This is a genomic window from Lachnoclostridium sp. An131 (genome assembly GCF_002160825.1).
In the GTDB taxonomy this organism is placed as follows: Bacteria; Bacillota; Clostridia; order Lachnospirales; family Lachnospiraceae; genus Laedolimicola.
Window position 1 is genome coordinate 147130 of the sequence record NZ_NFLI01000001.1, and the last position, 14246, is coordinate 161375.

Consider the following 14246-nt stretch of genomic DNA (forward strand, 5'->3'; position numbering starts at 1 on the left):
GCGCTGTGCCGCATACTGGCCGGATAAAGGAGACAGATAAGAATGCCATTTACACATCTGCATACACATACGGAATACAGCCTGCTGGACGGCTCCAATAAAATCAAGGAGTACGTAGCGCGGGTAAAGGAGCTGGGCATGACGGCTGCGGCCATTACAGACCATGGGGCCATGTTCGGCGTGATAGATTTTTACAAAGAGGCAAAGGCGCAGGGAGTCAGGCCCATCCTTGGCTGCGAGGTCTATGTGGCGCCCAATTCCCGCTTTGACAAGGAGCTGACGGGCGGCGAGGACCGGTATTATCATCTGGTGCTTCTGGCTGAGAATAACCAGGGCTATGCAAACCTGATGAAGATTGTCTCCAGAGGCTACGTGGAGGGCTTCTATTACCGCCCCAGAGTCGACATGGAGGTTTTAAATCAGTTCCATGAGGGAATCATAGCCTTAAGCGCCTGCCTGGCAGGCGAGGTACAGCGCTATATTGTAAAGGGCCTCTATGAGGAGGCGAAAAAGTCTGCGCTGAAATATGAAAATACCTTCGGAAAGGGCAATTATTTTCTGGAGCTGCAGGATCACGGCCTCCCCGATCAGAAGATCGTGAATCAGGCGCTGATGCGCATGAGCCAGGAGCTTGATATCCCTCTTGTGGCGACCAACGATATTCACTATACCTACGCCCAGGATGTGAAGCCCCATGACATTCTGCTCTGCATCCAGACTGGCAAGAAGCTGGCGGACGAGGACAGGATGCGTTATGAAGGCGGCCAGTACTATGTAAAGTCTCCCGAGGAGATGGCGGAGCTTTTTCCCTATGCGCCGGAAGCCATTGAAAATACGGAGAAGATCGCGGAGCGCTGCAATGTAGAGATCGAATTCGGTGTGACGAAACTGCCAAAATATGACGTGCCGGATGGCTATACTTCCTGGGAATACCTGAATAAGATCTGCTTTGAGGGATTGAAGGAGCGCTATCCGGAGGATGACGGCAGCCTGAAGGGAAGGCTGGAATATGAGCTCGGCGTCATCAAAAGCATGGGCTATGTGGATTATTTCCTGATTGTGTGGGACTTCATCAAATACGCCAGGGATCACGGCATCGCCGTGGGACCCGGCCGCGGTTCCGCGGCCGGCAGCATTGTGGCCTACACGATGGGGATCACAAATATCGATCCCATCCGGTATCAGCTGCTGTTTGAGCGTTTCCTGAATCCGGAGCGCGTGTCCATGCCCGATATCGATATCGATTTCTGCTTTGAGCGGCGCCAGGAGGTCATCGACTACGTGGTGCGCAAATACGGCAAGGACCGGGTCGTGCAGATTGTGACCTTCGGTACGATGGCAGCCCGGGGTGTCTTAAGGGATGTGGGACGGGTCATGGATCTTCCCTACAATTTTGTGGATTCTATTGCAAAAATGGTGCCCCAGGAGCTGAATATCACCCTTGAGAAGGCCCTGAAGATGAATCCGGAGCTCCGCAAAAGCTACGAGGAGGATACGCAGGTTCATGAGCTCATTGACATGTCCATGCGTCTGGAAGGACTTCCGAGGCATACCTCCATGCATGCGGCAGGCGTCGTAATCAGCCAGAAGGAGGTGGACGAATACGTGCCTCTCTCCAGAGCTTCTGACGGCACGATCACGACACAGTTTACGATGACGACGCTGGAGGAGCTGGGACTGCTGAAAATGGATTTCCTGGGGCTTCGGACCCTGACCGTGATACAGGACGCGGCCCGGATGGCCTCAGAGCGTACGGGAAAGACGATCGATATGGACAAGATCGATTACGATGACGCGGACGTCTACGCTTCCATCGGCACGGGAAGGACAGACGGCGTGTTCCAGCTGGAAAGCAGCGGTATGAAGAATTTCATGAAGGAGCTGCAGCCAAGGAGCCTGGAGGACGTCATCGCCGGCATTTCCCTGTACCGTCCCGGCCCCATGGACTTTATTCCCCAGTATATCCGGGGCAAGGATCATCCCGAGACGATTTCCTATGACTGTCCGCAGCTGGAGGAGATTCTGGAACCCACCTACGGCTGTATCGTCTATCAGGAGCAGGTGATGCAGATCGTGCAGAGGCTGGCCGGCTATACGCTGGGGCGGAGCGATCTGGTGCGGCGCGCCATGTCAAAGAAGAAAGCGGCGGTCATGGAGAAGGAGCGCCAGAATTTCGTCTATGGAAACAGGGAAGAGGGCGTGCCCGGCTGCATCGCCAATGGGATTCCGGAGGCTACCGCACAGAAGATCTATGACGAGATGATTGATTTCGCCAAGTATGCCTTCAATAAGTCCCACGCCGCTGCCTATGCTGTGGTGGCCTACCAGACAGCCTGGCTGAAATATTATTACCCTGTGGAATTTATGGCGGCCCTGATGACCTCGGTTATCGATAATCCGGGCAAGGTGTCTGAGTATATCCTGACCTGCCGGCAGATGGGCATCGGCATTCTTCCGCCGGATATCAACGAGGGCGAGGCGCGGTTCTCCGTGTCAAACGGTTCCATCCGCTACGCCCTGTCTGCCATCAAGAGCATCGGGCGCCCTGTGGTGGATGCGATTTCGGAGGAACGGAAGCTCGGCGGGCCTTTCAAGAGTCTGTCAGATTTTCTGGAACGGATGACCGGAAAAGAGGTCAACAAGCGTGTGGTCGAGAACCTGATCAAGGCGGGAGCGCTGGACAGCCTGGGAGGAACGAGGCAGCAGTATATTCTTGCGTACGCAGGAATCATGGACAGCGTAGCCCAGAGCCAGAAAACCATGATGACAGGGCAGATGAGCCTGTTTGATCTGGTGGACGAGGATCAGAAGGCCAGCTTCCAGTCGAAGCTTCCGGATGTGGGAGAGTACCCGAAGGAGCTTCTTCTGTCATTTGAAAAAGAGGTGCTGGGAATCTATATCAGCGGGCATCCGCTGGAGGAATACGAGGAGCGCTGGAGAAAAAACATTACGGCGGTGACGACAGATTTTCAGCTTGACGAGGAGACGAACCGGACCAAGGTGCGGGACGGGCAGCAGGTGGTGCTTGGCGGCATGATTACCGGAAAGACGGTCAAATATACCAAGAACAACCGCGTTATGGCATTTCTGCAGCTGGAGGATCTGCTGGGCTCTGTGGAAGTGGTAGTCTTTCCCAACGTCTATGAGAAGAACATGGCGGCGCTGTCTGAGGAGGCCAAAATCTTTGTGAGCGGCCATGTAGATGCCGGAGACGATCGGGCGGCAAAGCTGATCTGTGACCGGATCGTTCCCTTTGAGGCGGGAAAACGGGAGCTGTGGATTCAGTTCCCGGACCAGGAGGAGTGCCTGAAACGGGAGCCGGAGCTTTTGGCCATGCTGGCAGACAGCGACGGGCAGGACAGAGTAGTCCTCTACGCCGCAGCGGAAAAGTCCGTAAAACGGCTTCCGGCGGGGCAGACGGTGGATGCGGACCGGGACCTGATTGTGAAGCTTGAGAAAAGCTTTGGTGAAGGGAATGTAAAAGTTGTAGAGAAACGTATTGAAAATATAAGACGGATGCAGTAAAATCACACAGAAAGGCCTTTGCACGGACGGGAGAGCCTCGTGTGCAGCAGGCGCAGGCGTTCAGGACAGATGATGTGAGGAGGATAAATATGGCGACGAAAGAAATAAAAACCATCGGAGTATTGACAAGCGGCGGCGACGCGCCGGGCATGAACGCGGCGATTCGCGCCGTAGTGCGCAAGGCCCTGGTGAATGGAAAGCAGGTAAAGGGTATCTTAAAGGGATATTCCGGACTTTTGAACGAAGAAATCATAGATTTGTCTGCAAATGACGTGTCCAATACCATTGAGCGGGGCGGAACGATTCTTTTCACAGCCCGCTGCAAGGAATTTATGACAGAGGAAGGACAGCAGAGAGGAGCAGAGATCTGCCGGAAGCATGGCATCGACGGGATTGTAGTCATCGGAGGAGACGGTTCCTTCCGGGGAGCCCAGAAGCTGGCAAACCTGGGGATCAATACGATCGGCGTTCCCGGAACGATCGATCTGGATATATCCTGTACAGAGTACACGATCGGCTTTGATACGGCAGTCAATACGGCGATGGAGGCCATCGACAAGGTGCGCGACACCTCTACCTCCCACGAGCGCTGCAGCATCATTGAGGTAATGGGCCGCAATGCGGGCTACATCGCGCTCTGGTGCGGCATTGCCAACGGAGCAGAGGACATCCTTCTGCCGGAGAACTATGATTATGATGAGCAGAAGATTATCAATAACATCATTGAGAACCGTAAGCGGGGAAAGAAGCACCATATCATTGTAAATGCCGAGGGTGTAGGCCATTCTGCCAGCATGGCGCGCCGGATCGAGGCAGCCACAGGCATTGAGACGCGCGCTACGATTCTGGGCCATATGCAGCGCGGCGGAAGCCCGACCTGCAAGGACCGTGTGTATGCGTCTATGATGGGGGCTATGGCGGCAGATCTGCTCTGTGACGGCAAGACGAACCGCGTGGTGGGATACCAGCATGGCCGGTTCCAGGATTTCGATATCAACGAGGCATTGAATATGGTGAAGGGCATCGATCCTTACCAGTATCAGGTGGCAAAGGATCTGTCGAAGCACTGTTAGGGGGAACTATGATTACCAGCACGGCCAATCAGCAGGTAAAGCAGCTGATACAGCTGAATAAAAAAAGAAGGCTCCGGGATGAGAAGGGAGTCTTTGTGGCCGAAGGCCTGAAGATGTTCCAGGAGGCGCCGAAGGAGCGGATAGAGAAGGTCTATTTCTCAGAAGGCTTCCTTGCAGCTCACCGGCAGGAACTGGATCTGGAGGGACTCTCCTGGGAGGTGATGCAGGATACGGTTTTCCGGGCAGCCAGCGATACGCAGACGCCCCAGGGCGTACTCTGCATCGTGAGGCGCCGGGAATATGAGCTGGAGGAGCTTTTGCAGGAAGAAAATCCGCTGCTGCTTCTGCTGGAGAATCTTCAGGATCCTGGAAACCTGGGAACGATTCTTCGGACCGCCGAGGGCGCCGGCGTCACAGGCGTCATTTTGAGCAAAGGGTCTGTGGATCTCTATAATCCAAAGACAATCCGCTCCACGATGGGTTCCGTCTACCGGGTCCCTGCGCTGTACACAGAGGATCTGGGAGAGATCGCGGAGCTTTTGCGGGACAGAGGAATCCGCACCTTTGCGGCCCACCTGAGGGGAAAGCATTTCTACGATCAGGAGGATTACAGAGGGGGGACCGCCTTTTTTATCGGAAATGAGGGAGCCGGCCTGACGGAGGAGCTTTCCTCAAAGGCAGATACGCTGATCCGGATTCCGATGGAAGGGAAGGTGGAATCTCTGAACGCGGGCGTGGCGGCTTCGCTCCTGGCATATGAGGCCTATAGACAGAGAAGGCGCTAGGCGCCTTCTCCGAATACTTTCAGTAGTACTTTTCCTTTTCTGAACAAAGTTCTGTTTTTCAACTCTTCAGCCATTTCCTCCATATTCAATACGCCGCTTATCAGCGGCTCCACTTCTATGACTCCTGTTTCCAGGAGAGCCAGGGCTCTACCCATGGAAGAAGGATTGATGAAAGAAGTTTTGACTGTAAGCTCCTTCTGAAAGGCCGCATATTGGTCGAAGGGCATCGGATCGCCGGCCTCTCCGAGTCCGAAAAGCAGGACAGCAGCACCTTTTCCAGCGATTTCCAGGGCGGAAGCCATGGTAGATTTCAGGCCCACACATTCGATGACACGGTCTACGTTGGGAATACCGGCCCTGCGGATCTCTTCTGCCACATGGACCTTTTCAGGATTGAGAAACAGGGAGGCTCCAAGCCTCATAGCCAGATCGCGTTTCTGCTCCTGCGGTTCGACGACGATGCAGCGGGCGGCTCCAGCGCGGCGGCAGAGCTGCAGGAAGATCGAGCCGATGGAGCCAAGACCGATGATGACGACAGTCTGGCCTGTTTTCAGATCGAGCAAATCCATGCCATGGAGACAGCAGGACAGCGGCTCTGCCAGAGCAGCGTCCCGAAGAGACAGGGAGTCCGGCAGCTTATAGACATTTTCCCGGGGAGGGCAGATATATTCTGCAAAGCCCTTTACAACACCTCTGGAATTCTCGCAGAAATGGGTGAGGCCATTCTGACAGAACCAGCAGGATTTACAGTACCAATTCGGATCTACGGCGACGCGGTCGCCGGCTTTCAGATCCCGTACCTGTTTTCCGGTCTCTACAACGATTCCGGAAGCCTCGTGTCCCAGCGGCACAGGGTATACGACGGGGCGTGAACCGCCCTTTCCCTCATATTTATGAATATCTGTTCCACAGAGGCCGCAGTAGGAGACGGCGATTTTGACGCAGTCCGGCCCCAGCGGCGGCTCTGGGAAATCATGTTCAATCTGAATCTGATGTTTTCCATGCAGTACAAGAGCTTTCATTTCCTATTCCTCCCGAGCTGAAAAAATCTGAAGGGCTTCTTCCGCGTTTTTCGTCATTGCCTCGACAGCGGCGCACGCCAGATCATGAAACAGGGGCGTTTCCGCTGCTGCTGCGGCTTTCTCTGCGGCTTCCCCGCCCGCTTTTGCCATATAGGTGTAATAATTGATTTTCCGGACACCGGCCCGGATTACCCTGCGGTAGTCTTCCCGGCTGATACCAGAGCCCCCATGCATCACAATGGGAACAGGAAGGGTGCGGTACAGCTCCTCCACCAGCTCGAAATTCAGCCGGGGCGCAGATTTGTAGAAACCGTGGACCGTGCCGAAGGTGCAGGCCAGACAGTCGATACCGGTGCTTTCTGCGAACTGTCTGGCGGCTTTTGGATCTGTGTACATCTTTTCTTCCAGGGAACGGTCTTCTGCGATTTTCTGATTGTTCAGCGTGATTCCGGCCATCACTCCGATCTCGGCTTCCACGGAAGCTCCGTATTTTCTTGCCAGCTCCACGGCCCTCCGGGTGAGAAGAATATTTTCATCATAGGGAAGGTCGGAGCCGTCGAACATCACAGAAGTGAAACCCAGTTCCAGGGCTTTTCTGATATAATCCAGTTCTACGGCATGGTCGAGGTGCACGCCGACGGGCACGGACGCCCGTCGCGCGGCGTCCATCATGACAGGGCCTATGACGTCCAAGGTCATAAGATGTTCTTCCTCATGCGCCTGGGCAAACTGGATCATGACGGGGGTATGCAGCTTTTCGGCTGCGGCGATGACAGCCAGAATGTTTTCGAGCCCGGTGGCGTTGAAACAGCCGATAGCAGTTCCTCTGGAATCAGCCTCTTTTAAAAGATTTCTCATATTCGCAAGCATTTCATAATTCTCCTCTGTTTTCTGTTATGGAAAGGTATCGTCCAGCGGCAGGCCGCCTAAGATTCCCACCTGAAATTCCGGTTAAAAAGTAATGATATTGCGGAAGGTCTTCCCTGTACAAGAAGAGATCAGGGCTTCCTTTGCCTGTTCAGCCGGATAAATGCCGGAAATGAACGGCTTCATATCCACGAGTCCGTAAGAGATCATGGCTGCGGCCCGGACGAAATCCCGGTCATTGGAATTGGCGCTCCCTAGAAGCTGGATGGAATCAGAATGGATCCGGTGCGGATTGATCTGAATGGGCTGGTTTGGGTAAATACCGCTGTAGATCATGATTTTTCCCAGTTTTCCAATGTAGTCAAAGGCAGTTTCCACTGTCTTGGCGGCGGGTGTGGTATCAAATACCAGATCGGCTCCTTCCCCGTGCGTAATCCTGCGGATTTCAGCAGCGGCGTCCGCCTTGCCTGGGTTCAGGGTATAGCAAGCGCCCAGCTTTTTTGCAAGCTCCAGGCGCTCTTCGTTGAAATCCATGGCAATGACGCAGGCGCCCCGCCGGACGCACAGCAGCGTATGAAGAAGTCCCATAAAGCCGGCGCCGATGACGACGGCGGTCTGGCCAAACTGGGGATCGGCGGTTTCCACACTGTGGATGACGCAGGAGAGAGGCTCGGCCAGGCAGGCTTCCACAGGAGACACATGATAGTATTTAAAAACGCTCTGAGGGAGTACCATCATATATTCGCTGAAGCCGCCGGAGCCGATACAGGGCTGTCCCGGGAGCTGTTTCAAGGCAGAGAAATGTCTGCAGCTCTGCTGGTTTCCGGTTCTGCATGGGTAACAGGTACGGCAGGGAAGTGTGACTCCGACGATGACACGGTCTCCAACCTTCAATTCCTCAGAGTGGACGTCCTTTCCTATCGCTTCGATATACCCCGCAGTCTCATGGCCGGAAACGACAGGGTAATCTGTCTTGTGAATTCCCTGGAAAATCCTCTGTTCATAGGTGCAGATTCCGCAGGCTTCGATTCTCACGAGAATCATACCGTCCGCGCATACGGGTTTGGATACGGATCGAACCTCGGCTTCTCCTGTTCCAGTGATCAAAATACTTCTCATCATGCTGCCTTTCATCAGGTTAGTTTTCTCGTTCATAGGCGTGATGCTCCTTTTATGATTTGTGGGGTTTCCTGTTGTCGTAATCAGTATAAATCCCGGGAAAATGACTGTAAAATATTATCTTTGTATTTTATTTACTGAGCAATATGCACAAAAACCTTTATGGATTGAATATATGACCAATGCTATCATAAACGGGTAAGAGGTGATTATGACAGCAGATAAAGGAAGTGGGATGTTGCGGTTCTTTGTAGACAGAAGATGTATTAAGATCCTGCAGATCTTAAGTGAACGTCAGGACTATATATCAATCGGACAGCTTGCTGATCTGCTGGAACAGACCAGAAGACAGACTCAGTATGATATCTACAAAATCAATATGATTTTTGACACAGTGGGGCTGCCTCCTGTGGAGACGAAAAAGAAAAAGGGAGTCTGTCTCCTGGAGGCCCATAAAACCTGGTGGAGGGAGTTTAACGGAGCAAAAGAAAATTCGTACAATTATATTTTTACGCAGGAAGAACGATGCGCAGTCATTATCGCGGAGGGCATATTAAGCAGCCGGATACAGAATTTTGACAGCTTAAGCGAGCGGTTTCAGGTGAGCAGAAATACCATTTTTCTGGATATGAAGCTGGTTCAGAAGAAACTGAAAGATTTCGATATCATTCTGGAATACAACCAGGCAGCGGGATATCAGATTCTTGGAGCAGAGATGAATAAACGCTCCATCTTTTTATATTATCTGTCTATCTTGTGGCCGCTGGTGGAAGAAGGAATTCTGGATTATCTGAGCTGGGATACTGTCAGAGGGCATCTTTGTAAGCTGCACAGCATAGAAAATGCCCTGGAGGTCCACTATCGGGGTGGAATTCTGGAGAAGCTGGCGGTTCTTTTAAGCTTTAGTGAGAATGTGCTTACCTGGGATGAGGTCAGGCACACAGATGAATCCCTGTTTGTCCTGGACACAGAATATATACGGAAAACCAGAGTATATGAGGAAATCTGCGCCCAGTATCCCGAGCGGACGGAAGGAGAGAAGATATATATAGGAATTCAGCTTCTCGGAGCCCGGCTGGATATGGGAAGTGCGATACAGGAAGGAAACCTGGAATTTTTCGAAAAACTGGCAGAAAAGCTGATTGTCCGCTTCGAAACGCTCGCCGGCATCAATATCGAAGAACGCGAGCGGCTGAAGCATAATCTGGCGCTGCACCTGCAGCATTCCATCTACCGGTATGCTTACAGCATTACAGAGGAGGAAGGCATCGGGGAAGAGATAAAAAAGCAGGCGGAAGAACTGTTCGTGGTGGTCCGCAAAGCGGCGGACGAATTTTCCAAGGAGATTCATCACCCCATCAACGATACGGAGGCGGCATATCTGACGGTATATTTCAGCCAGCACATGCAGCAGACTACATCGAGGGCCAGCAGGGTCCGGGTACTCCTCGTTGTATCAGAGATGAAGGAGGAAGAGAGAGAAAGCCTGAAGTACCAGCTGGAGGATTCTATGCCGATGTTTGTGGCAGCGGCAGTGTGCACAAAGCGGGAGTATCCGGCAGTAAACCGGGACAGTTACGATATCATTGTCTCCACTGTCCTGCTGGATTGCCCGGACAGCTACGCGCTGGTGTCGGAGTATATGGGCGCTTCCGACAGAAGAGCAGTTCTGCAGGAATATATGCGTTACCGGCAGCATTCCATGGGCAGCCTGGGAGCGGAGCTCCTGGAAGAAATACTGCCTTATATACCAAAGGAGAATCATGAGAAGGTACAGAACATAGTGGAGCGGTATCTGTTTCCCAAAACATCCAATCTGTTTCAGCTGCTGCGCAGAGAGAATCTTCAGATTGTGTCCAGCCTGGAAGAAAACATGGACTGGCGCGACGCGATCTTTCAGGCTGCGTTTCCGCTGCTGTCCGGCAGATATATAGACAGAAGCTATATAGACGCCATGATTATGAATGTGGAAATGTTCGGGATGTACACCTGGTTTGGAAACGGGGTATATCTGGCCCACGCGAAGGCGGAAAACAATGTGTACCGTTCCGGCGTAGCGCTGATGACAATACGGAAAGGAATCATGTTCCGGGAACAGAAGAAGGTTTTTCTGCTTATAGTCTTTGCTTCCATTGACCAAAAGGAGCATTTGAGCGTGCTGAAGGAAGTCGTGAAATTATGCAATAACGTAGATAAGATACAAGCCCTTCTGGAATGCCAGGATGAGGAAGCGCTGTATCAGACGATAGGAGTTATTTCGGGAGATGTTTAGCTTATGCTGACAGAAGAGTTTGTGATTTCAAATCCCCTGGGGCTTCATGCAAAGCCGGCAGTAGATTTTTCAAATCTGGCGAAGCGTTTTGAGAGCAGGATTTCTATTGTGAAAGAAGGAGCTGTCATTGACGCGAAGGATGTATTTACCCTTATGGGGAGTGAGCTCTGGTGCGGGACCGCTATCCGCCTTGTGGCAGAAGGGAGGGATGAGTTGGAGGCAATGCGGGTATTGGGTGATTTCATCCGCGCACTGAAAGATTGAAATAATTATTTTTTAAAATAATTAAAAAATCAAAGAAAAGGAAGGTGTTATGTTATGTTACTACAAGCAATTCTTTTGGCGCTTCTGGCAACCGGAAGCCAGTGGTGGTTCAGCCATCTGATTACCAGAACATGGCTGTATCCCATCTGGTCAGGCTTTCTGGCCGGCGTAGTTCTCGGAGAGCCGCTGGTGGGCATGCAGGCCGCTGCTTATATTCAGCTGACATATCTGGGCTGGATCACAGCGGGAGGCTCCATGCCGGGCAACCTGATGGTAGCCGGTATCTTCGGAACAGCCCTGACCGTGCTGTCCGGGGCAGAGCCGACGCTTGCGCCGACGTTTGCTGCCGTCCTGTCCCTGATTGGAATTTTGATCAATCAGGCGTACATGACACTGAATGCGTTCTGGGTACACAGAGCAGACAAATACCTGGAGGAAGGCAATTTGAGAGGCGTCCGCCTGATGAACTATGTCCCCTCCGGAATCCTGTCGCTGATTCTCTACGGCGTTCCCGCGTTCCTGCTGGTGATGTTGGGAAGCAATTGGGCGACCAGCGCCCTTCAGATGATCCCTCAGTGGCTCGTAGACGCCCTGAATCTGGTCGGCTCGATTATGCCTGCTTTAGGTATCGCGATGCTGCTCAATTATCTTGGCAAGAAGAAGTTGATTGCGTTCTTCTTCCTGGGATATTTTGCAACTGTATATCTTGGTCTTGACACCATGTCCGTCTTTATTTTCTCCGGAATCATTGCAGTTGTGATCTATCTTTTCGGTTCAGAAAGGAGTGAGGCGTAATGGCAGAGAAGATGAAGAAGGAATTAACCAAAAAAGATCTGGTCAAGGCGTGGGCGCTTACATACTCCAGCGAGACCTGTTACAACTATGAACGTCTCCAGGCCCTCGGAAATACGAACCAGATGATTACGATTGTGCGCAAGCTGTATGACACCAAGGAGGAGCAGGTAGAAGCTCTGAAAAAGTACATGGTGTTCTTCAACACAGAGCCCTCCTGGATCGGTACGGTTATCCACGGAATCACAATCTCCATGGAGGAGCAGAAGGCAAACGGAGCGGATATCACAGCGGAAGATATCAACGCGCTGAGAACCGGACTGATGGGTCCCATGGCAGGTATCGGCGACACAGTTTCCCAGTCTGTGGCGTATCCGATTCTGGCAGGTATCTGCTGCAGCTTTGCTCTGGATGGAAACTACCTTGGGCCCTTCCTGTTTGAGGTGATGTACAAGTTTCTTATGATTTTCTGCGGGTACAACTGCTTTATGCTGGGCTACAAGCAGGGCCGCAGCGCTATCGTATCTCTGCTTCAGAGCGGTACCCTGAACCGCATCACGGAGGCTTTCAGTATCATCGGTCTGGCGGTAGTCGGAAATATGGCTTATTCGCGGGTGACGGTAAGCTGCCCGCTGGCCTTTACGGTAGGACAGGTTGACGTAGTTGTGCAGGATATGTTTGACACCCTGCTTCCGGGCATTATCCCGCTTCTGATTACGCTGGCCGTATGGTGGATGATCTCAAAGAAGAAGATGAATCCGACAGCAGTCATTGCAGTAATCTTTGTATTTGGTATCGTATGCTCTCTGCTTGGCATTCTGGCGCAGACTGCATAAACAAGAAAACAGACATTGCGTTGTCCCGGAGACAGACAGGTCTCCGGGATATCCTCCAAAGAGAAAGAGGTTTCTTATGGAAATAAAGATTTCACCGTCTGTCATGTGCTGCAGGGTCGAGGAGTATAAGCCTTATCTGGAATTGTTTGAGAAGGTGGGCCTGGACAGCGTTCATTTTGATGTGATGGATGGAAAATATGTGAAGAATGTAATGTTGGGTACAACTATATATAAAGATATCAAAAGGCTTTCGAGCCTCCCGGTGGACGTGCATATCATGGCCTGGGCTCCGGAGGAGTTCATTCCATATTACGACGTACAGCCGGGCGATCGAATCAGCTTTCACCCGGAGACGACAGCCCAGCCCTATAAGCTGCTGCAGTCAATCAAAGAGCGCGGCTGCCGCGCAGGGCTTGTGCTGAATCCGGGAACTCCTCTGGGGTATCTGGAGGAATGCGTTCATCTGGTGGACTATGTCATGCTGATGACGGTCAATCCGGGCTTTGCAGGACAGAAAATGGTTCCTGACGCTCTGGAAAAAATTGTGCGCATCAGGCGTCTTCTGGACGATTATGGGAGGACCGAAACCGATCTCCTGACAGATGGGAACACGACGCCGGAAAACGCAAAGCTGATGAAACAGGCTGGAGCAAACGCCTTTGTAGTGGGTACCTCAAGCATTATAAAAGGCCTCGATGTGTTTGAGGACCTGTACTATGGGTACAAAAAAATGCTGGAAGAGGCTTAAAGGAAAAGGCTCTGGAAGAAAACCGGGGCAGAAAGGGAAATGAAACGTATGGTTGGTCTGATAATTGCAAGCCACGGTGAATTCTGTGAGGGCCTGAAGAAGACAGCAGAGATGTTTACGGGTCCTATCGCCCAGTGTAGGGCTCTGCCCCTTCAGCCTGGCATGACCGGGGAAGCTTATGACGTGATTCTGGAGGAGGCTATCGATGCGCTGGATGAAGGCCAGGGCGTCGTGGTTATGACAGATTTGAAAGGCGGGACGCCTTTCAACCGCTGTGCGGGCATGGTGTTCCGGGGAAAGAGGATCCGGGTTCTCACCGGAATGAACCTGCCGATGGTGATGAGCGTAGGGCTGATGCTGGATCGGAATATACCGATGGAGGAGATTGCAAAGGAAGCTCTGGAAGCGGCTGCATCCGGCATCTCAGCGATTAATAAGGATTAGGGGGTTTTAAGTATGGAAAATTTACTGCTGGTAAGAATCGACGACAGACTGATTCACGGACAGGTTATGACAGCCTGGATGAAGACGCTGCCGGCCCAGGAGATCATCGTGGTGGATGACCGGGTCGCGAAAGATGAATTTATGCTGTTTGTACTGCAGAATGCGGCGCCGAAAGGAGTCAAGGTAGTGGCCTTAAGCGAGGAGGATGCTGTAAAAAGGCTTCAGGAAGGACTAAAGGTTCCTTCTTATATTCTTGCAAAATCGCCTGTCAGCCTGAAACGCCTGGTGGAAGCCGGAATCGATATCAAAGCTGTCAATATAGGCGGAATGGGGATGCGCCAGGGCAGAACCGTGATTTATAAAAACGTGTCCGCTGACGAAGAGGAGCGGGCCTGCATCCGGGAGTTTCTGGAAAAGGGAATCGATGTGGCTATCCAGATTATTCCGTCAGAAAAGCGGTTTGAACTGAAAAACATTTAAGAGATAAGAAAGAGGGTCA

General features: G+C 52.2%; 13 protein-coding genes. 10 read left to right on the forward strand and 3 right to left on the reverse strand.

Features of this window, described 5'->3' with window-relative positions; all coding sequences use genetic code 11:
- Positions 1 to 42 precede the first annotated feature (42 nt).
- From B5E77_RS00705 to B5E77_RS00715, 3 genes are all read left to right on the forward strand, one after another.
- A complete protein-coding gene (locus tag B5E77_RS00705; RefSeq protein WP_087163467.1) occupies positions 43 to 3525 on the forward strand; it encodes a DNA polymerase III subunit alpha in 3483 nt (1160 codons plus the stop codon).
- Between the two features lie 89 nt (positions 3526 to 3614).
- Positions 3615 to 4598 carry a 6-phosphofructokinase gene (gene pfkA, locus B5E77_RS00710; RefSeq protein ID WP_087163468.1) on the forward strand — a complete coding sequence of 328 codons (984 nt, stop codon included), beginning with the start codon at positions 3615 to 3617 and terminating at the stop codon, positions 4596 to 4598.
- An 8-nt stretch (positions 4599 to 4606) separates the two neighbouring features.
- Positions 4607 to 5383, forward strand: a complete 777-nt coding sequence (locus tag B5E77_RS00715) for a TrmH family RNA methyltransferase (protein WP_087163469.1) — start codon at positions 4607 to 4609, stop codon at positions 5381 to 5383.
- Here B5E77_RS00715 and B5E77_RS00720 read toward each other — a convergent pair.
- The 3 genes from B5E77_RS00720 to B5E77_RS00730 all read right to left on the reverse strand — a co-directional run bounded on the left by B5E77_RS00720 (position 5380) and on the right by B5E77_RS00730 (position 8427).
- Entirely contained in the window at positions 5380 to 6405 is a 1026-nt protein-coding gene (locus tag B5E77_RS00720; RefSeq protein WP_087163470.1) for a zinc-dependent alcohol dehydrogenase family protein, read from the reverse strand. The two genes, B5E77_RS00715 and B5E77_RS00720, sit on opposite strands and share 4 nt — an antisense overlap.
- Positions 6406 to 6408: 3 nt before the next feature.
- Positions 6409 to 7275, reverse strand: coding sequence for a class II fructose-bisphosphate aldolase (locus B5E77_RS00725; protein ID WP_087163471.1), 867 nt, complete (start codon positions 7273 to 7275; stop codon positions 6409 to 6411).
- Between the two features lie 81 nt (positions 7276 to 7356).
- Positions 7357 to 8427: a zinc-dependent alcohol dehydrogenase gene (locus B5E77_RS00730; protein WP_242963522.1), complete on the reverse strand. Its 1071-nt coding sequence runs from the start codon at positions 8425 to 8427 to the stop codon at positions 7357 to 7359.
- 175 nt (positions 8428 to 8602) lie between these two features.
- Between B5E77_RS00730 and B5E77_RS00735 the strand changes: the two genes are divergently transcribed.
- The 7 genes from B5E77_RS00735 (at position 8603) to B5E77_RS00765 (ending at position 14227) form a co-directional block, all read left to right on the forward strand.
- A complete protein-coding gene (locus B5E77_RS00735; RefSeq protein ID WP_087163472.1) occupies positions 8603 to 10663 on the forward strand; it encodes a BglG family transcription antiterminator in 2061 nt (686 codons plus the stop codon).
- A 3-nt stretch (positions 10664 to 10666) separates the two neighbouring features.
- Positions 10667 to 10927, forward strand: coding sequence for an HPr family phosphocarrier protein (locus B5E77_RS00740; RefSeq protein ID WP_087163473.1), 261 nt, complete (start codon positions 10667 to 10669; stop codon positions 10925 to 10927).
- Positions 10928 to 10981: 54 nt separating this feature from the next.
- The gene (locus B5E77_RS00745) at positions 10982 to 11722 is read left to right on the forward strand and encodes a PTS mannose/fructose/sorbose/N-acetylgalactosamine transporter subunit IIC (protein ID WP_087163474.1); all 741 of its coding nucleotides are present in this window, start codon (positions 10982 to 10984) and stop codon (positions 11720 to 11722) included.
- Positions 11722 to 12555 (forward strand): PTS system mannose/fructose/sorbose family transporter subunit IID, encoded by an 834-nt coding sequence (locus B5E77_RS00750; RefSeq protein WP_087163475.1) that lies wholly within the window; start codon positions 11722 to 11724, stop codon positions 12553 to 12555. The genes B5E77_RS00745 and B5E77_RS00750 overlap by 1 nt, the downstream gene beginning before the upstream one ends.
- A gap of 76 nt (positions 12556 to 12631) precedes the next feature.
- Complete coding sequence (locus B5E77_RS00755; RefSeq protein ID WP_087163476.1) at positions 12632 to 13303, forward strand: ribulose-phosphate 3-epimerase; 672 nt, start codon at positions 12632 to 12634, stop codon at positions 13301 to 13303.
- 48 nt (positions 13304 to 13351) lie between these two features.
- Complete coding sequence (locus B5E77_RS00760) at positions 13352 to 13747, forward strand: PTS sugar transporter subunit IIA (protein ID WP_087163477.1); 396 nt, start codon at positions 13352 to 13354, stop codon at positions 13745 to 13747.
- A gap of 12 nt (positions 13748 to 13759) precedes the next feature.
- A complete protein-coding gene (locus B5E77_RS00765; protein ID WP_087163478.1) occupies positions 13760 to 14227 on the forward strand; it encodes a PTS sugar transporter subunit IIB in 468 nt (155 codons plus the stop codon).
- Positions 14228 to 14246 lie beyond the last annotated feature (19 nt).